Source organism: Microbacterium yannicii (assembly GCF_024055635.1).
GTDB lineage: Bacteria > Actinomycetota > Actinomycetes > Actinomycetales > Microbacteriaceae > Microbacterium > Microbacterium yannicii.
This window is the reverse complement of record NZ_JAMXMB010000003.1, coordinates 24,054-48,405: the sequence shown is the minus strand read 5'-3', so window position 1 is coordinate 48,405 and position 24,352 is coordinate 24,054. Positions and strand designations below refer to the sequence as shown.

At 69.7% G+C, this 24,352-nt stretch carries 22 protein-coding genes; 12 read left to right on the top strand and 10 right to left on the bottom strand.

Translation table 11 applies throughout. The features are described 5' to 3' along the window. Positions 1-62: 62 nt before the first annotated feature. The 4 genes from nrdF to nrdH form a co-directional block, all read right to left on the bottom strand. A complete protein-coding gene (gene nrdF / locus NCG93_RS00520; protein ID WP_194413494.1) occupies positions 63-1,037 on the bottom strand; it encodes a class 1b ribonucleoside-diphosphate reductase subunit beta in 975 nt (324 codons plus the stop codon). A 43-nt stretch (positions 1,038-1,080) separates the two neighbouring features. After that, positions 1,081-3,234 (bottom strand): class 1b ribonucleoside-diphosphate reductase subunit alpha, encoded by a 2,154-nt coding sequence (gene nrdE / locus NCG93_RS00515; RefSeq protein WP_194413493.1) that lies wholly within the window; start codon positions 3,232-3,234, stop codon positions 1,081-1,083. Continuing rightward, positions 3,219-3,650 (bottom strand): class Ib ribonucleoside-diphosphate reductase assembly flavoprotein NrdI, encoded by a 432-nt coding sequence (nrdI, locus tag NCG93_RS00510; protein ID WP_194413492.1) that lies wholly within the window; start codon positions 3,648-3,650, stop codon positions 3,219-3,221. The genes nrdE and nrdI overlap by 16 nt, the downstream gene beginning before the upstream one ends. Positions 3,651-3,719: 69 nt before the next feature. Then, positions 3,720-3,953, bottom strand: a complete 234-nt coding sequence (gene nrdH / locus NCG93_RS00505) for a glutaredoxin-like protein NrdH (RefSeq protein ID WP_194413491.1) — start codon at positions 3,951-3,953, stop codon at positions 3,720-3,722. Positions 3,954-4,352: 399 nt separating this feature from the next. Between nrdH and NCG93_RS00500 the strand changes: the two genes are divergently transcribed. Further along, a complete protein-coding gene (locus NCG93_RS00500) occupies positions 4,353-5,561 on the top strand; it encodes an MFS transporter (RefSeq protein ID WP_194413490.1) in 1,209 nt (402 codons plus the stop codon). 39 nt (positions 5,562-5,600) lie between these two features. Here the strand turns inward: NCG93_RS00500 and NCG93_RS00495 are convergent, their stop codons facing one another. Then, positions 5,601-6,005, bottom strand: a complete 405-nt coding sequence (locus tag NCG93_RS00495; RefSeq protein WP_194413489.1) for a pilus assembly protein CpaE — start codon at positions 6,003-6,005, stop codon at positions 5,601-5,603. Between the two features lie 65 nt (positions 6,006-6,070). Here NCG93_RS00495 and NCG93_RS00490 point away from each other — a divergent pair, with 65 nt between their 5' ends. Continuing rightward, positions 6,071-6,826, top strand: coding sequence for an alpha/beta fold hydrolase (locus NCG93_RS00490; RefSeq protein WP_194413488.1), 756 nt, complete (start codon positions 6,071-6,073; stop codon positions 6,824-6,826). A gap of 32 nt (positions 6,827-6,858) precedes the next feature. On the opposite strand, the gene NCG93_RS00485 is transcribed toward NCG93_RS00490, so the two are convergent. Then, positions 6,859-7,866 (bottom strand): TIGR00341 family protein, encoded by a 1,008-nt coding sequence (locus NCG93_RS00485; RefSeq protein ID WP_194413487.1) that lies wholly within the window; start codon positions 7,864-7,866, stop codon positions 6,859-6,861. Between the two features lie 28 nt (positions 7,867-7,894). On the opposite strand from NCG93_RS00485, the gene NCG93_RS00480 reads away from it, so the two are divergent. The 5 genes from NCG93_RS00480 (at position 7,895) to NCG93_RS00460 (ending at position 12,171) form a co-directional block, all read left to right on the top strand. Continuing rightward, positions 7,895-9,067 carry an acyl-CoA dehydrogenase family protein gene (locus NCG93_RS00480; RefSeq protein ID WP_252787393.1) on the top strand — a complete coding sequence of 391 codons (1,173 nt, stop codon included), beginning with the start codon at positions 7,895-7,897 and terminating at the stop codon, positions 9,065-9,067. 4 nt (positions 9,068-9,071) lie between these two features. Then, the gene (locus NCG93_RS00475) at positions 9,072-10,343 is read left to right on the top strand and encodes a DUF445 domain-containing protein (RefSeq protein WP_194413485.1); all 1,272 of its coding nucleotides are present in this window, start codon (positions 9,072-9,074) and stop codon (positions 10,341-10,343) included. A gap of 78 nt (positions 10,344-10,421) precedes the next feature. Beyond that, positions 10,422-10,787 (top strand): gamma-glutamylcyclotransferase family protein, encoded by a 366-nt coding sequence (locus NCG93_RS00470; protein ID WP_252787392.1) that lies wholly within the window; start codon positions 10,422-10,424, stop codon positions 10,785-10,787. A gap of 20 nt (positions 10,788-10,807) precedes the next feature. Further along, positions 10,808-11,704 carry an agmatinase family protein gene (locus tag NCG93_RS00465; RefSeq protein ID WP_194413484.1) on the top strand — a complete coding sequence of 299 codons (897 nt, stop codon included), beginning with the start codon at positions 10,808-10,810 and terminating at the stop codon, positions 11,702-11,704. Further along, on the top strand, positions 11,701-12,171 hold the full coding sequence (locus tag NCG93_RS00460) for a SixA phosphatase family protein (protein ID WP_194413483.1): 471 nt from the start codon (positions 11,701-11,703) through the stop codon (positions 12,169-12,171). Before NCG93_RS00465 ends, NCG93_RS00460 begins: the two co-directional genes overlap by 4 nt. 104 nt (positions 12,172-12,275) lie before the next feature. On the opposite strand, the gene hutI is transcribed toward NCG93_RS00460, so the two are convergent. Genes hutI through hutH form a run of 3 tightly spaced genes read right to left on the bottom strand, consistent with a single transcriptional unit; the run spans position 12,276 to position 16,917 of the window. After that, positions 12,276-13,529: an imidazolonepropionase gene (gene hutI / locus NCG93_RS00455; RefSeq protein WP_194413482.1), complete on the bottom strand. Its 1,254-nt coding sequence runs from the start codon at positions 13,527-13,529 to the stop codon at positions 12,276-12,278. A gap of 21 nt (positions 13,530-13,550) precedes the next feature. Next, a complete protein-coding gene (gene hutU, locus NCG93_RS00450; protein ID WP_194413481.1) occupies positions 13,551-15,269 on the bottom strand; it encodes a urocanate hydratase in 1,719 nt (572 codons plus the stop codon). Position 15,270: 1 nt separating this feature from the next. After that, positions 15,271-16,917: a histidine ammonia-lyase gene (hutH, locus tag NCG93_RS00445; protein WP_194413480.1), complete on the bottom strand. Its 1,647-nt coding sequence runs from the start codon at positions 16,915-16,917 to the stop codon at positions 15,271-15,273. 61 nt (positions 16,918-16,978) lie between these two features. On the opposite strand from hutH, the gene NCG93_RS00440 reads away from it, so the two are divergent. Then, positions 16,979-17,803, top strand: coding sequence for an IclR family transcriptional regulator (locus NCG93_RS00440; RefSeq protein WP_241741612.1), 825 nt, complete (start codon positions 16,979-16,981; stop codon positions 17,801-17,803). A gap of 13 nt (positions 17,804-17,816) precedes the next feature. On the opposite strand, the gene NCG93_RS00435 is transcribed toward NCG93_RS00440, so the two are convergent. Beyond that, a complete protein-coding gene (locus NCG93_RS00435) occupies positions 17,817-18,827 on the bottom strand; it encodes a LacI family DNA-binding transcriptional regulator (RefSeq protein ID WP_194413478.1) in 1,011 nt (336 codons plus the stop codon). A 210-nt stretch (positions 18,828-19,037) separates the two neighbouring features. Between NCG93_RS00435 and NCG93_RS00430 the strand changes: the two genes are divergently transcribed. The 4 genes from NCG93_RS00430 to NCG93_RS00415 are packed head-to-tail and all read left to right on the top strand — an operon-like array spanning position 19,038 to position 24,340. Next, entirely contained in the window at positions 19,038-20,294 is a 1,257-nt protein-coding gene (locus tag NCG93_RS00430) for a sugar ABC transporter substrate-binding protein (RefSeq protein WP_194413477.1), read from the top strand. A gap of 7 nt (positions 20,295-20,301) precedes the next feature. After that, complete coding sequence (locus NCG93_RS00425) at positions 20,302-21,477, top strand: carbohydrate ABC transporter permease (protein ID WP_194413476.1); 1,176 nt, start codon at positions 20,302-20,304, stop codon at positions 21,475-21,477. Next, complete coding sequence (locus tag NCG93_RS00420) at positions 21,474-22,385, top strand: carbohydrate ABC transporter permease (RefSeq protein ID WP_194413475.1); 912 nt, start codon at positions 21,474-21,476, stop codon at positions 22,383-22,385. The genes NCG93_RS00425 and NCG93_RS00420 overlap by 4 nt, the downstream gene beginning before the upstream one ends. Further along, positions 22,382-24,340: a glycogen debranching N-terminal domain-containing protein gene (locus NCG93_RS00415; RefSeq protein WP_194413474.1), complete on the top strand. Its 1,959-nt coding sequence runs from the start codon at positions 22,382-22,384 to the stop codon at positions 24,338-24,340. The genes NCG93_RS00420 and NCG93_RS00415 overlap by 4 nt, the downstream gene beginning before the upstream one ends. Positions 24,341-24,352: the final 12 nt, after the last annotated feature.

The following is a 24,352-nucleotide window of genomic DNA, read 5'->3' as shown; positions in this document are numbered from 1 at the left end:
CGGGCCGCGGCATCCGTCCTCTCCGGGTTCTTTCACACCCCAGGGTTTTCAGATCCTGGGTCTCAGAAGTCCCAGTCCTCGTCCTCGGTGGCCTCGGCCTTGCCGATGACGTACGACGAGCCCGACCCTGAGAAGAAGTCGTGGTTCTCGTCGGCGTTCGGCGACAGGGCCGACAGGATCGCCGGGCTCACGTCGGTGACGGTCGAGGGGAACATCGCCTCGTAGCCCAGGTTCATGAGGGCCTTGTTGGCGTTGTAGTGCAGGAACTTCTTGACGTCCTCCGTGAGGCCGACGCCGTCGTACAGATCCTGCGTGTACTGGATCTCGTTGTCGTAGAGCTCGTACAGCAGCGAGAACGTGTAGTCCTTGATCTCGTCGCGCTTCGCCTGATCGACCTGCTCGAGCCCCTTCTGGAACTTGTAGCCGATGTAGTACCCGTGCACGGCCTCGTCGCGGATGATGAGGCGGATGAGGTCGGCGGTGTTGGTGAGCTTGGCGCGGCTCGACCAGTGCATCGGCAGGTAGAAGCCCGAGTAGAACAGGAAGCTCTCGAGCAGGGTCGAGGCGACCTTGCGCTTGAGGGGCTCGTCGCCGCGGTAGTACTCCATGACGATCTGAGCCTTCTTCTGAAGGTTCGGGTTCTCGATCGACCAGCGGAAGGCCTCGTCGATCTCCTTCGTCGAGCACAGCGTGGAGAAGATCGACGAGTACGACTTGGCGTGCACCGACTCCATGAACGCGATGTTCGTGTAGACGGCCTCCTCGTGCGGGGTGATCGCATCGGGGATGAGCGAGACGGCTCCGACGGTGCCCTGGATCGTGTCGAGGAGCGTGAGTCCCGTGAACACGCGCATCGTGAGGGTCTGCTCGTCGGGCGTCAGCGTGTTCCACGACTGGATGTCGTTCGACAGCGGCACCTTCTCGGGCAGCCAGAAGTTGTTCACGAGGCGGTTCCACACCTCGAGGTCCTTGTCGTCCTGGATGCGGTTCCAGTTGATGGCCTGGACGTGGTCCAGGAGCTGGAGCTTCTCGCTCATCGTTCGTCCTTTTCGGTCCCTGAGCTTGTCGAAGGGCAGACCATCACAGGGTGCAGCTGACGCACTCGGTCATGTCCGTGCCCTCGAGCGCCATCTGACGCAGGCGGATGTAGTAGATCGTCTTGATGCCCTTGCGCCAGGCGTAGATCTGCGCCTTGTTGATGTCGCGCGTGGTAGCGGTGTCCTTGAAGAACAGTGTGAGCGACAGGCCCTGGTCGACGTGCTGCGTGGCAGCGGCGTACGTGTCGATGACCTTCTCGTAGCCGATCTCGTACGCGTCCTGGTAGTACTCCAGGTTGTCGTTGGTCATGAAGGCCGCCGGGTAGTAGACGCGCCCGAGCTTGCCTTCCTTGCGGATCTCGACCTTCGCCGCGATCGGGTGGATCGACGACGTCGAGTTGTTGATGTACGAGATCGATCCGGTCGGCGGCACGGCCTGCAGGTTCTGGTTGTAGATGCCGTGCTGCTGGATCGAGGCCTTCAGCTCACGCCAGTCCTCCTGCGTGGGGATGTGGTGACCGGCGAACATCTCCGCGACCTTCTCGGTGGCCGGCGCCCACTCCTGGTCGATGTACTTGTCGAAGAACGAGCCGTCGGCGTACTTCGAGTCCCAGAACCCGTCGAAGACCTCACCGCGCTCGATCGCGATCTTGTTCGACGCGCGCAGCGCGTGGAACAGCACCGAGTAGAAGTAGATGTTCGTGAAGTCGACACCCTCCTCCGAGCCGTAGTAGACGTGCTCGCGCGCCAGGTAGCCGTGCAGGTTCATCTGCCCGAGGCCGATGGCGTGGGAGCGGTCGTTGCCGTCCTCGATCGAGCGGACCGAGCGGATGTGGCTCTGGTCGCTGACCGCGCTGAGGGCACGGATGCTGGTGTCCACGGTCTGCGCGAGGTCGCCGCCGTCCATCGCGAGCGCGATGTTGAGCGAACCGAGGTTGCACGAGATGTCCTTGCCGATCTGGTTGTACGACAGGTCCTCGTTGAAGGTGGTCGGCGTGTTGACCTGCAGGATCTCGGAGCACAGGTTCGACATGTTGATCCGGCCCTTGATCGGGTTGGCCTTGTTCACCGTGTCCTCGAACATGATGTACGGGTAGCCCGACTCGAACTGGATCTCGGCGAGCGTCTGGAAGAACTCGCGCGCGTTGATCTTGGTCTTCTTGATACGCGGGTCGTCGACCATCTCGCGATACTTCTCGGTGACCGAGATGTCGCCGAAGGGCACGCCGTAGACGCGCTCCACATCGTACGGCGAGAAGAGGTACATGTCCTCGCCGTTCTTCGCGAGCTCGAACGTGATGTCGGGGACGACCACGCCGAGCGAGAGCGTCTTGATGCGGATCTTCTCGTCGGCGTTCTCACGCTTGGTGTCGAGGAAGCGCAGGATGTCGGGGTGGTGGGCGTTCAGGTACACCGCACCGGCGCCCTGACGCGCGCCGAGCTGGTTCGCGTACGAGAAGGAGTCCTCGAGCAGCTTCATCACGGGGATGATGCCGCTGGACTGGTTCTCGATCTGCTTGATCGGAGCGCCCGACTCGCGGATGTTCGACAGCAGCAGGGCGACGCCGCCGCCGCGCTTGGACAGCTGCAGCGCGGAGTTGATGCCGCGGGCGATCGATTCCATGTTGTCTTCGATGCGCAGCAGGAAGCACGACACCAGCTCTCCACGCTGGGCCTTGCCCGCATTGAGGAAGGTCGGCGTCGCCGGCTGGAACCGGCCGGAGATGATCTCCTCCACGAGCGCGGTCGCCAGCTTCTCGTCACCGTCCGCGAGTGCTAGCGCCGTCATCACGACCCGGTCCTCGAAACGCTCGAGGTACCGCTTGCCGTCGAAGGTCTTCAGTGTGTAGCTCGTGTAGTACTTGAACGCGCCGAGGAACGTCTCGAAGCGGAACTTCTTCGAGTAGGCGAGGTCGTTGAGCTTCTGGATGTACTCGAAGGAGTACTTGTCGAGGACGGCGCCCTCGTAGTACTCCTTCTCGACCAGATAGTCCAAGCGCTCCTTGAGCGAGTGGAAGAACACCGTGTTCTGGTTCACGTGCTGCAGGAAGTACTCCCGCGCAGCCCGCTTGTCGGCGTCGAACTGGATCTTGCCCTCGGCGTCATAGAGATTCAGCATCGCGTTGAGAGCGTGGTAATCCATGCCCTCGAAGCGTGCCTCCGTCTTGAAGTCGGCCTGCGTCAGAGTTCCCACCATCGTTCCAATCCCGCGTTCACGCGTTCCACATCTTCAGGCGTGCCGAATACTTCGAGCCGATACAAGTGCGGCACGTTGCACTTGCGGCTGATGATGTCGCCGGCGAGGCAGAAGTGCTCGCCGAAGTTGGTGTTCCCCGCGGAGATGACCCCGCGGATGTGACGCCGATTCCGTTCGTCATTGAGGAATCGGATCACCTGCTTGGGAACGGCGCCCTTCTCGACGCCCCGCCCCTTGCCTCCGCCATAGGTGGGTGTCACGAGAACGTACGGCTCGTCGACCACGAGCTCCGGATCGGTCGCATGCAGCGGGATCCGGAGCGCTCGTGCTCCGAGCTTCTCGATGAAGCGCGCGGTGTTGCCCGACACGCTCGAGAAGTAGACCAGCAGCGGTGTCTCAGTTGCTACGACGCCCATGACGCCCCTTGCTCGGACACACCCGACGGCGGTCGTTGAGCTCCGTCGAAACGGGTGGGCTGCGTCGAACTACGCGAGCCGCGCTGCGAGTTCGTCGATCTTGTCGGGACGAAAGCCCGACCAGTGGTCTTCATCCGTGATGACGACCGGCGCCTGGAGATACCCCAGCGCCTTGACCTGCTCGAGGGCCGACGGGTCCTGAGAGAGGTCGTGGATTTCGTACTCGATCCCCTTGGAATCGAGTGCTCGATACGTCGCCGTGCACTGCACGCACGCGGGCTTCGTGTAAACCGTGATCGCCATGTCGATTCCGTCTCCTCAGTGCTTCCCCCGGTGGCATCCGGTGCTCTTCCCGGTAGTCCCCCCACCGGGACTCCAATACTACATATGGGTACCGACATCCGATAGCACCACAAGGGCTAGTAGTTACATCGGTGTGATTTTCCACCGTTCTCCCCATGTACAACACAGGTTCTCCACGGATTCATCCACAGCCCGAGGGGTTCGGAAAAGTCCAGGATCACGGGGGTTTCGGACGCCACGGCCGCATCCGTCCACAGGCACGACGCTAGATGCGGGGTCCGACATCGGATCCGCCTGTGGAGAGATGGCCCGGCGTGTCGTGGGCGTGTCGCAGCGATGTCGTGTTCCGCCCGTGCGCGACGACCCGGGAGGCGACCGCCGGTGACGTAACGTTGACGGGTGGCCGGCTACCGGGATCTTCTGCGCACCCCCGGGGTCGCTCGCATCATTGCGGCGCAGCTGACCGCGCGCTTCCCGAACGGGATGATCAGCCTCGTCATCCTGCTGCACATCGAGGGGATCACGGGGTCCTACGGCGCGGCCGGCATCGTCCTGGCAGCCGTGTCGATCGGCCAGGCTCTCGCCGGACCGGTCACCAGCCGCTGGATGGGTCGCTGGGGCATGCGTCGCGTGCTGACCCTCACGACCGCCGTCTCGGCGGCGTCTCTGCTGGCCATCGCCTTCTTCGTCGTGCCCGTGCCGGTGTTCATCGTCCTCGGGTTCATCGCCGGCGCCTCGACGCCGCCGATCGTCGCGGCGGTGCGCACGATCTACGCCAAGATGGTCAACTCCACGCAGCTCACCGCGCTGTACTCTCTCGACGCCTCCCTGCAGGAGGTCATCTGGATCCTCGCCCCGGTGCTCATCACCTTCGTCGCGACGCAGGCCGGCACCGTCGCGGGTCTCGTGCTGGTGGTGGTGTTCCTGGTGGGAGGCGGCGCGTGGTTCATCCTCTCCCCCGAGGTCGGGCGCGTGCGCATCCCGCGCAGCAAGCGCTCCTTCGGCACGGTGCTGACCCGCCCGCCCATCCTGCTTGCGACGGTGGTCGGCTTCCTCATCATCGGCTCGTTCGCCGCGGTCGAGGCGAGCGTGGTGGCGACGTTCGACCACGGCGGCCTCGAAGCCGGCCTCGTGCTCGCCGTCTTCTCGATCGGCAGCCTCGCCGGCGGGTTCGCCTTCGGCCACCTGCCGATGGGGCGGTGGGCGTTGGCGCGGCGGCTGACAGTCGTGGCGATCGGGCTGGCCCTGACCGCGCTGTGGATCAATGTGTGGTGGATCGGCGGCACGCTGTTCGTGGCCGGCATCGGCATCGCCCCGGCTCTCGCCGTGCTCTCGGCGGTGACCACTGCCAGCGTCAAGTTCAGCGACACGGCGGAAGCCTTCGGCTGGGTCGGCACCGGTCAGCTCATCGGCGCTGCCGCCGGGTCGGCTGTGGCAGGCCTCCTCATCGACGGGCCGGGCGGCGTGACCGCCGCCTATGCAGCGGCGGCGGCGTTCTGCGCCCTCGGCCTCCTCGTCGCGACCGTGTTCGCGCGCGGCCTGCCCGACCTGCGCGTGCGGGGCGCGAGCCCGATCCCCGACACCGAGCCGGTGCCGACCATCCACTGAGCGCCCCGAGCACCCGGAGCCCTCTGAACCGCGGCCGCGTCACTCCAGCCGGCGCAGCAGCTCCAGCACGGCGAGGGCATAGGCATCTGCCGGTTCGGGATGCTCGAACACCCGACGCTCGCCACCGACGACGATCTCGACCTCGTGGGTGTCGGGCAGGCGTCGCAGGCCTCGGAAGGCGCCCCGCAGCAGCTCGCGCAGCTGGTGCTCGTGCGGCAGCCACAGCGCGTCTTCGAGCGCGACGGAATCCAGCGCCCACTCCGTCGTGCCGTTGAACGCGAGGATGCGCCCGGTGGAGTACTCGCGGGGCTCGATCGTCATCTCGCTCACGGTGAAGACGTCGGCCTCGAACTCGGGCTCGTCGAGCTGGAACCGGTCGCCTGACTGCGGATGCCACACCAGCCCCGCCGCGCGCAGCGCCACTGCCAGTTCCGTCGAGATCATGCCAACCCCCGTTCCCATCCTGCCGTGCGCCGAGACGGCCGGGGCCGCGCTTCTAGGCTAGGCGTATGCCGACCCCCGTCGTCCTCCCCCGTCTGTCCTGGGGCTCGCCCTCCGCGGAGCGCCGCGCACTGCTCATCCACGGCGTCGGCTCGATCGGCGCGCTGATGTGGCGCTACGGCGTCGCCCTCGCGGACGCCGGATGGAGAGCGGATGCCGTCGATCTGCGTGGACACGGCAGCGCTCCGCGTGCTCTCGACTACACGCTCGCCGCCTACGGCGCCGACGTCCTGGCGACCCGCGCGGACGGCGGACCCTGGGACCTCGTGATCGGGCACTCCCTCGGCGGCGCGGCATCCGTCCTCGCCGCGGCGGAGGATGCGACGTGGACGCGTCGGCTCGTCCTGATCGACCCGGCGATCGCGCTCACCGACCGCGATCGCGAGATCGTCCGCGACAGCCAGGCTCGCTCGTTCGAGGATCCGACCGAGCAGGCGGTGCGCACCGAGCACCCGCACTGGCACCCGCAGGACGTCGAGCTGAAGGTGCTGTCGGTGCGGCAGGCGAGCCGGTGGGCGGTCGAGCAGACCAGCGCGCAGAACCAGCACTGGGATGTGACGGATGCCGCGCTCCGCGTGAGCGTCCCCACCCACGTCATCGCGTCCGATCCGCGCGTGTACTCGATCTTCCGCGGCAAGCCCGCGGAGTCCGTCGTCGCCGCGAACCCGCTGTTCTCGATGTCGGTGGTCGCGGACGCCGGCCACTCGCCGCACCGGGACCAGCCGGAGGCGACCATGGCGGCGCTGCACGCCGCCCTCGGCTGACGCCGCCGGCCCGAGAGCCCCACCGCCCGCGACTACTGGACCGGGATCTCGACTCCCTGGCCCACGTCGACGACGACGCCGACGAACGACGGGAGCATCGCGGCGATCGACTTCTGCAGCTCGTCGATCGGCGGCGTCTGCCCGTCGTCAGTCGTGACCTCCACCGTCGCGGTCCGGCCGGACCACTGCACGCCGTAGACGCGGGCGTCCTCCTCATCGGCCAGCCACGCCGTCGTCGCGTCCTGGATGCCGACCGACCAGCGGGCGAGTGCCACCGAGACGACCGAGTTCACGACGAGGGGGATCGTGATGATGACGGCCAGCACCGTGACGATCGTGTAGGCGCGTCGTCGATTGGCGACACGCGAGGACCCCGGATCGCGGGCGTACCCGGCGAGGGTGAAGACGATGCTGCCCGCGATCACGAGGGCGACGACGTTGGAGAGGAACAGCCACAGGGCGCCGAGCGCGTCGCCCCAGAGGCCCTGTCCGGCGCAGACGCCGACCACGCCGAGCGGCGGCACGAGCGAGATCGCGATCGCGACCCCGGGAAGGATTGCGCTCAGGTCCTTGCGGCACATCGCGAAGCCGCCGGCGAAGCCGGTGGCCAGCGCCGCCACCAGGTCCATGAAGCTCGGCGACGTGCGGCCCACCACCTGCGAGTTGGTCTCGAGGCTCTCGGGCGTGGCCACGAAGACCGAGAACGCGAGCCCCAGCACGATGACGATGGCGACGCCGAGCAGCACCCAGGCGATCGACCGGACCACGAGGCTGAGGTGGCCTCGCACGATGCCGAGTCCGATCCCCAGGATCGGAGTGCCGAGCGGCGCGATGATCATGGCGCCGATGACCGTCGCCGTCGAGTCCGTGAGCACGCCGGCGATCGCGATGATTCCCGCGAGGGTCAGCATGATGAGGAATCCGCTGCGCTTGCCCACCCGATCGCCCGAGCCGAGGTCGAGGGCCTCGGTGACCTCCGCCGACGTCTGTCGCTGCGTTGCCGGGATGAGCGTCTGCATCACCTCTGAGAGCGTCGCCATGCGCACATCATGGCGTAAGAATGGCGGAGTGACTCCTTTCGAACCCGCCGACATCCTTCCGGACGAGCTGCTGGAGCGCTTCCGGGCACGGGCGGCCGTGCACGACCGCGAGAACACGTTCCCCGACCAGGACCTCTCAGACCTGAAGGATGCCGGCTACCTGGCGATCCTCGTGCCCCGCGAGCTGGGCGGCTCGGGGCTCGGCCTGGCCGAGGCATCCGTCCTCCAGCAGCGCCTCGCGGGCGCGGCCCCGGCGACCGCGCTCGCCGTCAACATGCACCTGGTGTGGACCGGCGTCGCGAAGGCGCTCGCGGATCGCGGCATCGACGCGCTGCGGTTCGTGCAGGAGGGCGCGGTGGCGGGCGAGGTCTTCGCCTTCGGCATCAGCGAGGCGGGGAACGACCTCGTGCTGTTCGGAAGCGGGACGGATGCCGCCCCCCTGCCTGACGGCGGGTACTCGTTCACGGGCACCAAGATCTTCACCTCCCTCGCACCGGTGTGGACGCAGCTGGGCCTGCACGGCCTCGACACGTCGTCGGAGGACGCGCCGCGCATGGTCTACGCGTTCGTGCCCCGCTCCGAGGTGCAGGTCGGGCGCGTGGTCGTGCGCGACGATTGGGACACCCTCGGCATGCGCGGCACGCAGTCTCGCACCACCGAGCTGCGCGACGCCGTCGCGCCGGCCGACCGGGTGGTGCGCCGGCTCGCACCGGGGCCGAACCCCGATCCGCTCGTGTTCGGCATCTTCAGCGTCTTCGAGCTGCTGTTGGCGTCCGTGTACACGGGCGTCGCACGGCGGGCTCTCGACCTCGCCGTGGCGACCGCGGGCAAGCGCACCTCGAAGCGCACCGGGAAGGCGTACAGCCAGGACCCCGATATCCGCTGGCGCATCGCCGGCATGGCGCTCGCGTACGACGCCCTGCCGCCGCAGATCGAGGCGCTCGCACGCGACGTCGATGAGCTGGCCGACCACGGCGCGCGCTGGTTCTCGCTGCTCGCGGGCGTCAAGCATCGTGCGGTGACGGCGGCGAAGTCCATCGTCGACGACGCGATGCTCGTCGCCGGCGGCTCGTCGTACTTCTCCGGCAACGAGCTGAACCGACTCTACCGTGACGTCCTCGCGGGCCTCTTCCACCCGTCCGATCCCGAGTCCGCGCACGCGACCGTCGCGACGGCGTGGCTCGGCCCCGTCGAGGACTGACCCGATGTCGCCCACACCGACCCACCTCCTCAGTCCTGCCGACCAGGAGCGCCGCCGCGCACTGCGCGCGATGAAGGGCGTCGCGCTCGGCGCGCTCGTGTTCATGGCGGTGCTGTTCGCGTTCTCGTTCGCCTTCGAGCAGGACGTCCCGGCGCTGGCGTATGTCCGCGCCGCGGCGGAGGGCGGCATGGTCGGCGCGCTGGCGGACTGGTTCGCGGTGACGGCGCTGTTCCGGCATCCGCTCGGCATCCCGATCCCGCACACCGCGATCATCCCGAGCCGCAAGGACGAGATCGGCCGCACGCTCGGCGAGTTCGTCGAGACCGAGTTCCTCCGGGCCGACGTCGTGCGCACCAAGCTCGACCAGACCAGGATCGCCGCCCGGCTCGGCGAATGGCTGAGCGCACCCGCGCATGCCGAGCGGGTCGCGGCCGAGGCATCCGTCATGGCCGGCAGCGTCCTGCAGGCGCTGAGCGACGACGACGTGCGCGACGTCATCGAGGAGCTGGCCCGCGAGCACCTGATCACACCGGAGTGGGGTCCGCCGCTCGGCGAGTGGCTCGGACGCATCGTCGAGGCGGGCGCCCACCACGGCGCCGTCGATCTGGCGGCCGACAGCATCGAGGCGTGGCTGGCAGCGAATCAGGCGGCTTTCAGCGGGGTCATCTCGCGTCGCCTGCCCGGATGGGTGCCGTCGATCGCGCACCGGTTCGTCGACGACACCGTGTACAACGAGGCGGTCAAGTTCGTGGCCGCGGTGCGGTCGGATCCAGGGCATCCGGCGCGCGTCGCGATCGATGCCTACCTCGACCGCCTCGCCGCGAACCTGCAGCACGATCCCGCGACGATCGGGCGCTTCGAGGACGCGAAGCTCGCCGTCTTCGACAGCCCTCGCGTGCGCGAGCTCGCCGGCGAGGTGTGGACCACGGCGAAGGCGGGCCTGCTGCGCTCCCTCGCCGATCCCGAGAGCGGGCTGCGGCGGCGTGCGGTGGAGGCGCTGGCCGAGATCGGCGGGCGGCTGACGACGGATGCCTCGCTCCAGCGGCGCGTGGACTCCTGGGTCACCGATGCCGCCGTCTTCCTCGTCGACCGCTATCGGCATGACATCGCATCGATCATCACCGACACGGTCGAACGGTGGGACCCGGCCGAGACGACCGAGAAGATCGAGCTCATGGTCGGACGCGACCTGCAGTACATCCGCCTCAACGGCACGATCGTGGGGGCACTGGCGGGTCTCGCGATCTTCTCGATCGCGCATGCGCTGCTGGGGTGATCGGACATCCGCGATCCCGCGTGTTAAGTCTGCGTGACGAGCCGGGAGCGCGGCGCGGCCCCGCGTTAACCTGATGCCGTGTCGCCTGATGCCGTGTCACCCGATCAGCCCTTCGAGTACCTGTTCAGTTACGGGACGCTGCAGCACCCCGACGTCCAGCTCGACACCTTCGGGCGCCTCCTCGACAGCGACGACGATGCGCTGCCGGGCTACACCGTCGACTACGCCGAGATCCATGACACACGGGTGGTCGACCTGTCTGGACTGTCCGTGCACCCCATCGTCCGCGAGACCGGCAACCCGCTCGACAAGGTCGTCGGCAGGGCGCTCGTGGTGACGGAGGACGAGCTCGACGCCTCCGACGAGTACGAGGTCGCGCTCTATCGCCGTATCGCGGTGGTGCTGGCGAGCGGTCGCTCCGCGTGGGTCTACGTCGCGGCGTGACGGGCCGGTAGCGTCGAGACGTGACCCTCGCCCATGATCCCCTCTGGCCCCGCGCGGGCGCGTGGCCGGCCATCGACGACGACGGATGGGATGCCGCGGTCCTCGGTGTTCTCGCGTTCCGCACGTCGCTCTCCCCGACGGGAGCCCATGCCACGCCCGGCGCGATCCGCGAAGCCCTGCGCCGGTACAGCCCCACGCTGCTCGGACCGCCGCCCGTGGACCTCGCCGAGGCGCTGCGCATCGCGGATGCGGGCGACGTCGACGAGCCCGACGGTCCGGCGGGCGAGGCATCCGTCCGCACCGCCGTGGCGGAGCTGCGCGAGCGGGCGGACCTGGTCATCGCCCTCGGCGGCGACAACTCGATCACCTACGCGGTCGCCCAGGGGGCGTCGGCCGCCGGCCTCATCACCATCGACGCCCACTTCGACCTCAGGGACGGGGTCTCGAACGGATCGCCGGTGCGCCGGCTCGTCGAGGACGGCCTGGATCCGCGGCGCATCGTGCAGCTCGGCATCGCCGACTTCGCCAACTCGGTGGCGTACGCACGGCGTGCGGCCGACCTCGGGATCACGGTGGTGACGATGGACGACGTGCGCCGGCGCGGCGCGGCCGACGTGGTCGCCGAGGCGCTGGAGATCGCCGGCGCCGGTGGCGGCGCGGTGCATCTGGACATCGACGTCGACGTCTGCGACCGCTCCGTCGCGCCGGGGTGCCCCGCATCCGTTCCCGGCGGTCTCGCGGCATGGGAGCTGCGTGCGCTGGTGCGGGCGGTCGCCGCCGACGCGCGCGTGCACAGCGCCGACATCGCCGAGGTCGACGCGACGGCGGATGCGCCGGACGGCCGCACCGTGCGGCTGGCCGCCCTCTGCGTTCTCGAGCTCCTCGCCGGAAAGGCCTCGCGAAAGGTGACCACATGATCCGTCTCGTGCTGGTGCGGCATGCGAAGTCCGATTGGGGCGATCCCGGCCTCGACGATCACGACCGCCCGCTGAACGACCGAGGCATGCGCGATGCGCCGCGCATGGCAGCGCGGCTGGCCGCGAGCGGGTTCCGTCCCGACATCATCCTGTCGAGCACGGCCGTGCGGGCCCGGACGACGGCCGAGGCCTTCGCCGCCGAACTGGGCGTCGCGGTCTCGCGCGACCGTGAGCTGTACGGCGCTCCGGCGTCGAGCATCCTCGAGGCGGCAGCGGCGACCGGTGCTCAGGCCGTCATGGTCGTCGCACACGACCCGGGGATGAGCACCCTCGCCGCCCGCCTTTCAGGCGACGGCATCGCGCACATGCCGACGTGCGCCGTCGCGACCTTCACGTGGGCGCAGGACGACTGGGACGTCGCGACCGCCGTCGACCCCGACACCTGGACGTTCGACGCGCCGCACTGACGGGGCACCTCGACCGCAACTCCTCAGATTCGGGCGCACAGCCGGGCGACGAGTCTCCGGCGCCGCGCAGCGCGCGGTTCTTGAGGAGTTGACGCCGCCGTCGATCAGCTCGGGGCGCCGCCGATCCACGCGCTGTGCACGAGCGGCACGCCCGGGCGGTAGGCGAGGTGCACACGCGTCGGCGCGTCCAGCAGGACGAGGTCGGCGCGCATGCCGGGGGCGAGCGCTCCGACGTCGTCGCGCCGCAGCGCCCGCGCACCGCCGGCCGTCGCGGCCCAGACCGCCTCGGAGGGGGTCATACCCATCTCGCGCACCGCGAGGGCGATCATGAGAGGCATCGAGCTCGTGAAGCTCGAGCCGGGGTTGCAGTCGCTCGCCAGCGCGACCGTCACTCCCGCGTCGATCAGATGGCGCGCGTCCGGGTAGGGCTGTCGCGTCGAGAACTCGACACCCGGCAGCAAGGTCGCGACCGTGTTCGAGCCGGCCAGTGCGGTCACATCCTCGTCATCGAGGTAGGTGCAGTGGTCGACGGATGCCGCACCCATCGCCACCGCGAGGCGCACCCCCTCGCCCGGGCCGAGCTGGTTGCCGTGCACGCGCGGCTCGAGGCCGTGCGCGACGCCGGCGGCGAGGATCCGGCGCGCCTCCTCCGCCGTGAAGGCGCCGCGCTCGCAGAAGACGTCGATCCACCGGCTGTGCGGTGCACACGCGCGCAGCATCTCGTCGCACACGAGGTCGATGTAGACGTGGCGCCGCTCGGCGTACTCGGCCGGCACCACGTGGGCCCCGAGAAAGGTCACCTCCCGTGTGACCTCGGCCGCCAGTCGCGCCAGGCGCTCCTCGTCGGCGACGGTGAGGCCGTAGCCCGTCTTGATCTCGAAGGTCGTGGTCCCCTGGCGGTGGAGTTCCGCCACGAAACCGCCGAGCCGGGCACGCAGCTCGTCGTCCGTCGCCGCCCGCGTCGCGGCCACCGTGCGCCGTATGCCGCCGGCCGCATACGGCGTCCCCGTCATGCGCGCCTCGAACTCGTCGGCGCGGTCGCCGCCGAACACCAGGTGCGTGTGGCTGTCGACGAATCCCGGGATGACGGCACGCCCGCCCGCGTCGACCACCTCCATCTCCCGCGAGAGTGCACCTGGTGGACGAGAGGTAGGGCGGTTGCCTAACCCTCGTCCACCAGATGCACTCTCGCGGTCGTGGCTCGCGTTCGCGGCGGCGGCGTCAGCGCCGGCGCCCACCCAGGCGATCCGGTCCCCCTCGATCAGCACCGCCGCATCGTGCAGCGTGCCGCAGGGGTCGCCGTCCTGCTCGACGTTCGTGGTGAGCTCGCCGATATTCGTGAGCAGCGTCGTGGTCACGGCATCCGTCCGTCCGTCAGGTCACGCATCGATCATGGGCACCTGGAGCCCCCGCTCGCGCGCGACCTCCTTGGCCCGCTCGTAGCCGGCGTCCACGTGGCGCATGACGCCTGTTCCCGGGTCGTTCGTGAGCACGCGGGCGAGCTTCTCGGCGGCGAGCGGCGTTCCGTCGGCGACGGTGACCTGACCGGCATGGATGCTGCGACCGATGCCGACACCGCCGCCGTGGTGGATCGACACCCAGGCGGCGCCCGACGCGGTGTTGAGCAGGGCGTTGAGCAGCGGCCAGTCGGCGATCGCGTCGGAGCCGTCGGCCATCGCCTCGGTCTCGCGGTACGGACTGGCGACCGAGCCGGCGTCGAGGTGGTCGCGACCGATGACGATGGGGGCCGACAGCTCGCCCGACGCCACCATCTCGTTGAACTTCAGGCCGGCGAGGTGCCGCTCCTGGTAGCCGAGCCAGCAGATGCGTGCCGGCAGCCCTTCGAAGTGCACGGCGTCTCTCGCCTTGTCGAGCCACCGCACGAGCCCGGCGTTGTCGGGGAAGAGCGCCTTCACAGCCTCATCGGTCTTGCGGATGTCCTCCGGGTCGCCCGAGAGCGCGACCCAGCGGAAAGGGCCGCGTCCCTCGGCGAACTGCGGACGGATGTACGCCGGCACGAAGCCCGGGAAGTCGAAGGCGCGCTCGAAGCCGCCGAGCTGCGCCTCGGCACGGATCGAGTTGCCGTAGTCGAAGACCTCGGCGCCGGCATCCTGGAATCCGACCATCGCGGCGACGTGCTTCGCCATGCTGCCGCGGGCGCGGGCGGTGAAGGCCTCCGGATCGCGGGCCGCCTCGGCCTTCCAGTCCTCGAACGCGATCCCCACCGGCAGATACGCGAGCGGGTCGTGCGCGCTCGTCTGGTCGGTGACGATGTCGACGGTGACCTCCCCCGCGCGATGGCGGAGCAGGACGTCGCCGAAGACCTCGGCCGCATTGCCGACGACGCCGACGGACAGCGCCTCCCCTGCCGCCTTCGCGGCGACGACCCGCGCGAGCGCGGCGTCGAGGTCGGTCGTGTATTCGTCGAGGTAGCCGTGCTCGACCCGGCGCGCCAGGCGCGACTCGTCGACGTCGACGACGAGCACCGCTCCCCCGTTGAGCGTCACGGCCAGCGGCTGCGCGCCGCCCATCCCGCCGGCGCCGCCGGTCAGCGTCAGGGTGCCCGCGAGGCTCGCGGTCGCGGCATCCGTCCCCTTCTTCTCGGCGAGCGACCGTGCGACGGCCGCGAACGTCTCGTACGTGCCCTGCAGGATGCCCTGAGTGCCGATGTAGATCCACGAGCCGGCCGTCATCTGGCCGTACATCGTGAGACCGAGCTCTTCGAGCCGACGGAACTCCGGCCACGTCGCCCAGTCGCCGACGAGATTGGAGTTGGCGATCAGCACACGGGGCGCCCACTCGTGCGTGCGGAACACTCCGACCGGCTTGCCGGACTGCACCAGCAGCGTCTCGTCGGGCTCGAGCTCGTCGAGCGTGCGGACGATCGCGTCGAACGCCGCCCAGCTGCGCGCGGCCTTGCCCGTGCCGCCGTACACGACGAGATCCTCGGGGTGCTCGGCGACCTCGGGGTCCAGATTGTTCATGAGCATGCGCTTGGCGGCCTCGGCGCCCCAGCTCTTCGCGGTGCGCTCCGGGCCGCGCGGTGCGCGGACAGTGGGGGCCTTCACTTCGGTCGTCGAACCTGTCGAGACGGACATCTCACTCCTTCGTGGTGGGCTGAACGGCGCTGGGCTGAAAGGCGGTGGTCGGGAAGGAGGTGGTCGGGAAGGCTGCCCGGGCGACGGCTCCCGATGCGACCAGCATGGTCACGGCCTCCATCTCCGGCGACAGGAACCGGTCGGGTCCGGGCCCGCCCGCGACGGTGCGCACCAGGTCGCGCACCGCGCCGGTGGCAGCACCGGGCTGCAGCGGCGTACGCAGGTCGAGGGCGCGTGCGGCCGTCAGCACCTCGATGGCGAGCACCCGCGAAAGCCCGTCGACGGCGCGGCGCAGCTTGCGGGCCGCGGCCCACCCCATCGACACGTGGTCCTCCTGCATGGCCGATGACGGGATGGAGTCGACGGATGCCGGGACCGCGAGCCGCTTCAGCTCCGAGACGATCCCCGCAGCCGCGTACTGGGCGATCATGAAGCCCGAGTCGACGCCCACCTCGTGCGCGAGGAACGGCGGGAGGCCGTTGCTGCGGGCGGGGTCGAGCGCGCGGTCGGTGCGACGCTCCGAGATCGAGGCGACGTCGGCAACGGCGATCGCGAGGAAGTCGAGCACGTACGCCACCGGCGCCCCGTGGAAGTTGCCGTTGGACTCGACGCGGCCGTCGTCGGTGATGACCGGGTTGTCGACCGCGGCGGCGAGCTCTCGCGTCGCGATGATGCGCGCATGGTCGGCGGTGTCGCGTGCGGCGCCGTGCACCTGGGGCGAGCAGCGCAGCGAGTACGCGTCCTGCACGCGTGTGCAGACGGCGGGGTCGCGGTGCGATGCCACGATGGGCGAGCCCGCCAGCACGGCACGCAGGTTCGCGGCCGACACCGCCTGCCCGACCTGGGGGCGCAGGGCCTGCAGGTCGGCGGCGAACACGGCGTCGGTGCCCAGTTGCGATTCGACGGACATCGCCGCGGCGACGTCGGCGGTGTCGAGGAGCAGCGAGATGTCGTGCAGCGCGAGCAGCAGCATCCCGAGCATCCCGTCGGTGCCGTTGATGAGCGCGAGCCCCTCCTTCTCGCGTAGCACAAGAGGCGCGAGGGATGCCGCGGCCAGTGCGTCGGCGGCCTCGACCTCGTCGCCGTCAGCGTTGCGGACGCGCCCCTCACCCATCGCGGCGAGCGCGACGTGCGACAGCGGGGCGAGGTCGCCCGAGCAGCCGAGCGAGCCGTACTCGCGGATGATCGGCGTGATGCCCGCGTTGAGCATGCCCGCGTAGGTCTCGACGACGACAGGGCGCACGCCGGTGTGGCCGGTGGCGAGGGTCTGCAGGCGCAGCAGCATGAGGGCGCGCACGACCTCGCGCTCCACCTCGGGCCCGGTGCCGGCGGCGTGCGAGCGGATGAGGCTCGCCTGCAGCTGCACGCGCCGCTCGGGGGCGATGAACGTCGTGGCGAGCGCGCCGAAGCCGGTCGAGATGCCGTAGTGCGGGTCGGGGTCGTCGGCGAGCCCTTCGACGAGCGTGCGAGATGCCGCCACCCGGGCCAGCGTCTCGGGGGCGACGATGACGCGTGCGCCGCCGCGGGCGACGGCCACGACGTCCGCCGGGGAGAGCGGCGCGCCACCGAGAGTGACGGCACTGCTGGTGGCGGCGGGGACGTCGCTCGCGGATGGTGGCGTGACGGTGCTGTCGAGACTCGCGCTCATGCTCCGATTCCACACCGGCGGGCTGCCGTGCGACACCGGGTCGTGGCATCCTGTGTCTGTCATGCCAGACAGCCCCGACCTCTCCTCAGACCCGCCCGTCGCGGATCCCGCACGGCCGCAGGTTCCGGCCGCCGACCAGACGCTGCGGATCCTGTCGTTCCTGGCCCGCCAGCGCGGCCCCGCCCCGGCGCGGGCGATCGCGACTGCGCTCGGCATCCCGCGCTCCACGGTGTACCACCTGCTCACCACGCTGCAGGAGCACCAGTTCGTCGTGCACCTGCCCGAAGAGCGCCGGTGGGGCCTCGGCATCGCCGCCTTCGAACTGGCCGGCGGATATTCGCGTCAGGAGCCGCTGGCCCGTCTCGGGCGTCCCGTGCTCGCCGATCTCGTCGACCGGGCGGGCGAGAGCGCCCATCTGGCCGTGATGCACGGACGCGACGTGCTCTACATCGTCGAGGAGCGAGCGCCTCGACGGCCGGCGCTCGTGACGGACGTCGGCGTGCGCCTGCCCGCGCACCTGACGGCGACGGGCCGGGCGATGCTCGCGGCACTGCCCCGTGAGCAGGTGCGGGCGCTGTTCCCGGATGCCGCGGCCTTCGCCGACCGGACCGGCCGAGGACCTCGCCGGCCCGGCGAGCTGCGCGAGGTGCTGCGCGAGGTGCGCGATCGCGGCTACGCGATCGAAGACGGCGAGGTCACGCTCGGCATGCGTTCGATCGGCGCGGTCGTGCGCGACCATACCGGCTGGCCGGCGGCCGCCGTCGCACTCACGTGGTCGGCGAGCGCCGGCAGCCCCGACGCGGAGATCTCAGCAGCCCTCTCCGCCGCGGCACGCGCGGCTGCCGACGAGCTCGAGCGGCGCATCGGGCGCAGCCGACCCGTCTGACGCGGGCACGGGCCTATCGCAGCACGAGCTGAGGTTCGACCAGCACGTGCGCCGACCCAGCGATCGGAGTGCGAGGCGCGATGACGTTGCCCGACGCCCCCATCAGAAGCTCCAGTACGCCCACCGCGACGCGTTCCGGCAGCTGCTCGACGCTGCTCAGCCCCATCGCCTCTGCGGCCGGGGTGTTGTCGAATCCGATGACGGGCAGGTCGGCCATCCCCGCCGAGGCAGCTGCCAGATGCGCGCCGATCGCGAGGGCGTCGCTCGCGCACACGATGCCGTCGACCCCTGCGCCCTCCGCGAGGAATGCGTCCACCACAGCGCGGGCCCGGGCGACGCCCTCCTCGCTCACGAGCCGTGGGCCGTCGGCGTCGGCGGTCGCCATCGCCTCACGCCAGCCCCGCTCCCGCTCGTCGCCGGTGCCCGACCCGGCCGGCCAGCCCAGGAAGGCGACGCGTGAGCCTCCCCGCCCGAGCACCTCGACGGTAGCCGCACGGGTGCCGGCCGCTCCGTCGACGTCCACCCACAGGTGGGTGGGGGCCGCCACGTCGTCCTCGCCCCAGGGGCGCCCGAACGACACGAAGGGAATCCCCCGGTCGACCAGCCACCGCGTGCGCGGGTCGCCTGTGAAGGTTCCGGTGATGATCACCGCGTCGATCTCGCCGCCGTCGGTGAGCTCGCGCATGCGGTCGATCTCCTCGGTCGGGGACCGCGCCGCGTAGAGCTGGATGCGCATGCCGCGGTCACCGGCGTGCTCGGTCAGCGCGTGGACGAATCGGTCGAGGACGACTCCCGAGATCCCGCCGGCATATGGGTCGAGGTGGATGCCGATGGTCGAGCTGCGCCGCGTGCGTAGCCGCCGCGCCGCCACCTGCGGGCGGTAGCCGAGTTCTGAGATCGCCTGCAGCACGCGCTCCCGGGTCCTCTCGCGGACGATGTCGGGGCTGTTGATGACGTTGGACACCGTCTGGCGCGAGACGCCCGCGGCGAGCGCGACGTCTTCGACAGTGGGCGGTCTCGCCATGCTCGTCCCCTCCCCGATCGGCGCCGGATCGGATCGTTCAAATCGTTATCCTACGACCGCGCTACCCCCTTGACACTCGCCGCCGACAGTTTCTAGCGTGGCATCACGAACGAACTTTGATCGTTCAAATTGCGAGCGTCCGACCGCCGCTCGACAGCCCATGCGCGATCGACGCCGATCCCGAAGCACTCATCGAAGGAGAAGAGACTCATGACACGGCACACCCCACGCGGCCTCCTCGGGGCGGGCGCGCTCCTGATAGCCGGCGCGCTGACACTGACATCCTGCGGATCCGGATTCGATGACGGCGGGGGCGGCGGTGACGCCGGTTCAGGTGAGCTCACCTCGAGCGACGATGCGCTCACCGTCCTCATCGGCACGTCAGGCGACGCAGAGACGCAAGCCGTCGAGGACGCCGTCGCGGCCTGGTCGAAGGATTCCGGGGTCGAAGCCAGCGTTCAGGTCGCCAACGACCTTCCCCAGCAGCTCTCGCAGGGCTTCGCGGCGGGTGATCCGCCCGACCTGTTCTACCTCGCGACCGAGGCGCTCGCCGGGTACGCGGGGAACGGCTCGCTGGTGGCCTACGGCGACCAGCTCGAGAACAAGGACGACTTCTACCCGTCCCTCGTGGACAACTTCACGTTCGAGGACGAGTTCTACTGTGCGCCGAAGGACTTCTCCACGCTCGCGCTCGTCATCAACAAGGGGCTGTGGGATGCCGCCGGCCTGACCGACGCCGACATCCCGACCACGTGGGACCAGTTGGCGACCGTGGCTCAGACCCTGACGAAGGACGGCGTCGTCGGTCTCGGCTTCGGACCCGAGTACCAGCGCGTGGGCTCGTTCATGGCGCAGACGGGCGGGGGCCTGGTGAAGGACGGCGAGGCGATCGCCAGCAGCCAGGAGAACGTCGACGCCCTCACCTACGTGAAGGACAACATGGCGGCGGGCACGTTCGCCTATTCCTCCGACGTCGGTGCGGGATGGGGCGGCGAGGCGTTCGGCAAGCAGCTGACAGCCATGACCATCGAGGGCAACTGGATCACGGGGGCGATGACCAATGACTTCCCCGACGTGCAGTATGTGGTCGCCGAGCTCCCCGAGGGGCCCGCGGGCAAGGGTACGCTGCAGTACACCAACTGCTGGGGCATGGCGGCCGACAGCCCCAACCAGCAGGCCGCGCTCGATCTCGTGCAGTACCTGACGAGCACCGAGCAGCAGCTGGCCTTCTCCCAGGCGTTCGGGGTCATGCCCTCCATCGAGTCCGCCGCAGAGCAGTGGACGAGCGACAATCCCGACCTCGCTGCCTTCCTCGCAGGTGCGGACTACGCGCAGGGCATCCCGACGTACGACGGCACCGCCGACGTCATCACCGATTTCAATGCCCAGCTCGAGGGCCTGAAGACCGGCGATCCCCAGCAGATCCTCGACTCGGTGCAGTCGAACCTCGAGGCGATCGTCGGCTGAGCCGGCCATGACCGCGACCGCCACCGCGCCTCGCCGCGCGCGGAGCCCCCGATCGGGGATCCGCCGCGGCGAGGCCGCCGCGGGGTGGATCTTCACCCTCCCCGTCATCGTCATCCTGGGCGTCTTCCTGCTCGTGCCGGTGCTCATGGCGCTGTGGGTGAGCGTCTCCGACTGGTCCGGCCGAGGAAGCCCATTCTCGTCGGGCGTCGGCTTCGTGGGACTGGAGAACTACGCGGCCGTGACGACGGGCGACGGCCTCGCGACACGCGACTTCGGAACGGCGATGCGCAACAACGCGTGGTACGTGCTCCTCGTCGTGCCGCTGCAGACCGCGCTGTCCCTCTTCCTCGCCGTCCTGGTCAACGGTGCAGTCCTGCGCGGTCGAGGGCTCTTCCGCACGGCGTTCTACTTCCCCTCGGTCACGGCGACCGTGGCGATCATGGTGCTCTGGCTGTTCCTCTTCAACGCGGCGGGTCCCGTCAACGCGATCCTCGCCGCGATCGGCATCGATGGACCGAACTGGTGGGCGGACCCGAGCGGCATCCTCCACAACGCACTGGCGGCGGTGGGCATCACCGATGGCCCGGCGGCCCTGACCGAGAACGACTTCCTCGGCGTGTCGTGGTGGAACTGGCTCGCCGGGCCGTCCGTCGCGATGTCGGCGATCATCCTCATGGGCATCTTCACGACGAGCGGCACCTTCATGCTCCTGTTCCTCGCGGCCCTGCAGAACATCGGACCCGAGATCCAGGAGGCCGCGATGGTCGACGGAGCCAACGCCTGGCAGCGCTTCTGGCGGGTGACCCTGCCACAGCTGAAGCCGGCGCTGTTCACGGTGCTGACGCTCGGCCTGATCGGCTGCTGGCAGGTCTTCGACCAGATCTACACCGGCACCCAGGGCGCGCCGGGCAAGACGACCCTGACGCCGGCGTACCTGTCCTACGACGCGGGATTCCTGGACCAGAACTGGGGGCAGGGCGCCGCCATCGCGTTCATCCTCTTCGCGATCATCGTGCTGTTCACGATCTTCCAGCGCTGGGTGCTGCGTGAGCGCCCCGTGTCACGGCGACGGGCGCGGCAGTACCAGTTGCCCACGCGCCCCGCGACCGCCACCCCGGCGACCGTCGCCGCCGATCAGGTCCCGAGTCCACCCGATCCCGCCGACACGAGAGGCCGACCATGACGGGCACGACCATCGACACGGCCCCTCCGGTGGGAGCGCAGACGCTCGCGCCGCGGGCACCGTCCGACGCCCGTCGCAAGACGGCCCGCATCGGATGGCAGATCGCCCTCTATGTCCTGCTCGTGGCGATCGCGCTGTTCTACATCTATCCCTTCCTGGTGCAGATCGGGACGTCCTTCAAGACCGATGCCGATGCGGCGAGCAACCCCGTGGCTCTCCTTCCACAGACGTGGACGACGGCGGCGTACGAGCGCCTGTTCCTCCGCAGCGACTTCCCCGTCTGGTTCCGCAACTCCACGATCGTGACGATCGCCGTGACGCTCGGGCGCGTGTTCTTCGTGTCTCTTGCGGGCTACGCCCTGGCTCGGCTCAACTTCCGCGGCCGCGGCGTCGTGTACGCCGGAGTCATCGCCGTGATGGCGGTGCCGAGCGTGGTGCTTCTCATCCCGCGGTTCCTGGTCATCAACCAGCTGGGCATCTATGACTCCTACGCGGGAATGATCCTGCCGCTCCTGGTGGACGCCGCCGGCGTGTTCATCATGAAGAACTTCTTCGAGTCCATCCCGGTGTCCGTGGAGGAGCAGGCGCGCATCGACGGGGCAGGGACGTTCCGGATCTTCTGGTCGGTCGTGCTCCCGATGGCGCGCCCGGCGCTCATCACGATCATCATCCTGTCGTTCCAAGGCTCGTGGAACGAGCTCTCCCACTTCATCGTGTCCACCCAGTCGCCCGAGCTGACCACCCTCACCAAGGGCGTCGCGTCGCTGGCATCGGGTCAGCTCAGTCAGGGCAGCCAGTATCCGATCAAGCTCGCAGCGGCGCTCGTCATGACCGTCCCGGTCGCCGTGATGTTCTTCATCTTCCAGCGACGGATCATGAACACCAGCGAAGGAGCCGTCAAGGAATGAGTCCCGCCTCGCTCCCCTCGTCCACCACTCCACCGCAGCCCTTGCAGCCGCTGCTCAACGAGGCGACGATCGTCTTCCGAGCACCGTCGCAGGCATGGTCGGCCTCGAACGGCGAGTTCGGTGACGCCGCCATCGACGGGGTCTATCACGGGGATGTGCGACACATCCGCGCCATCGGGCTGAACTGTGACGATTCGGCGATCGAATGGATCTCCGCGGCGCCCGACGGTGCGGACCGGGTCGTGTTCGGTGGACTGCTGCGCGGCCTCGACGACGCCACGCCCGATCCCAAGGTCCGGCTGACGCGCGATCGACGGGTGGCAGCAGGGCGGCTCAGCGAGAGGCTGGCCATCGCGTCACGGCTGGCGGCGCCGATCACGACGACGCTCTCGGTGCGACTTCGTCCCGAGTTCGCGCCGCTCCACGATGTGAAGGCCGGCATCTCCCGTCCACGCCCGGTCCAGATCGAGATCGAGCAGGATCCGGATGCCGCGGTCACCGTCTCGGCGGGACCGCAGCGCTTCATCCTGCGGGCGACGGATGCGCGAGTCCAGCGAGCCGGCGACGACATCATCGCGACCTGGCGGGTGCAGGTGGCCCCGGGCGGTCGGACCGAGGTGGCGTGGTCGGTGGAGCTCCACGACGACGCACTGGTGGTGCGCGAGGCGTCGGGGCCCGCGCCGTGGGCCCCGCCAGCCGTCGCCGCGGAGGTCCGCGCCGACCAGCCCGGCCTCGCGCGCTGGCTCGAGACGGCGCTCGGCGACCTGGACGCCCTGCGCCTGGCGCTTCCCGCTCACCCAGGGGACGAGTTCTTCGCCGCCGGGACGCCGTGGTTCTTCACGCTGTTCGGGCGTGATGCCCTCTGGGCCGCCCGGCTGGCGCTGCCGGTCGACGTGGGGATCGCGGCATCCACTCTCCGGGTGCTCGCCCGGCTGCAGGGAACGGAAGACGACCCCGATACCGCCCAGGAACCCGGCAAGATCCTGCACGAACTGCGTGCGACCACGCTCGAGATGCCGGGCGAGGGCATCGTCCTGCCGCCGCTGTACTACGGCAGCGTCGACTCGACGCCGCTGTGGGTCTGCGTCCTCGCGGACGCGTGGCGGGCCGGGATGCCGGAACCCGAAGTGCGCGACCTGCTGCCCGCGCTCGTCGGCGCCCTGCGATGGATCGTGGAGCACGGCGACAGCGACGGCGACGGCTTCCTGGATTACGTCGACCGCACCGGCCGCGGACTGGCGAACCAGGGCTGGAAGGATTCGGGCGACTCGATCCAGTGGCGCGACGGCACACTCGCCCAGGGGCCGATTGCGCTCTGCGAGGTGCAGGCGTACGCGTACGAAGCGGCGATGTCGGGGGCCGACCTGCTCGAGGCGCTCGGCGACGACCTCGACCGAGACCTCGCGGCACCCGCGCCCGATGATCTGCGCACCTGGGCGGCGCGACTGCGGGCCCGGTTCGCCGAGAGGTACTGGGTCCGGACTCCGGAGGGCCGTTACCCGGCTGTCGCCCTCGATCGCGACAAGCGCCCGGTCGACACCCTCACGAGCAACGTCGGCCACCTGCTCGGCACGGGACTGCTCGACCCCGATGACGAAGCCCACGTCGCGTCGCTGCTGGTCGGGCCAACGATGTCGAGCGGCTACGGCATCCGCACGATGTCCACGGCGGCCGCCGGCTACTGGCCGCTGTCATACCACGGCGGCAGCGTGTGGACCCACGACACCGCGATCTGCGCGCACGGAATGGCGCGTGCGGGACTCTGGGATCGCGCGCGTCAGGTGGTCGACGGCCTGCTGGCGGCGGCCGAGGGGTTCGGCTATCGGGTGCCGGAACTGCACTCCGGCGACCCGGCGTCCGCGACGTCCCTGCCCACCCCCTACCCGGCGGCGTGCCGCCCGCAGGCCTGGTCGGCAGCCGCGGCGATCGTCTGTCGCGAGATCCTGCGGGAGTGACCGCTGGTCCGC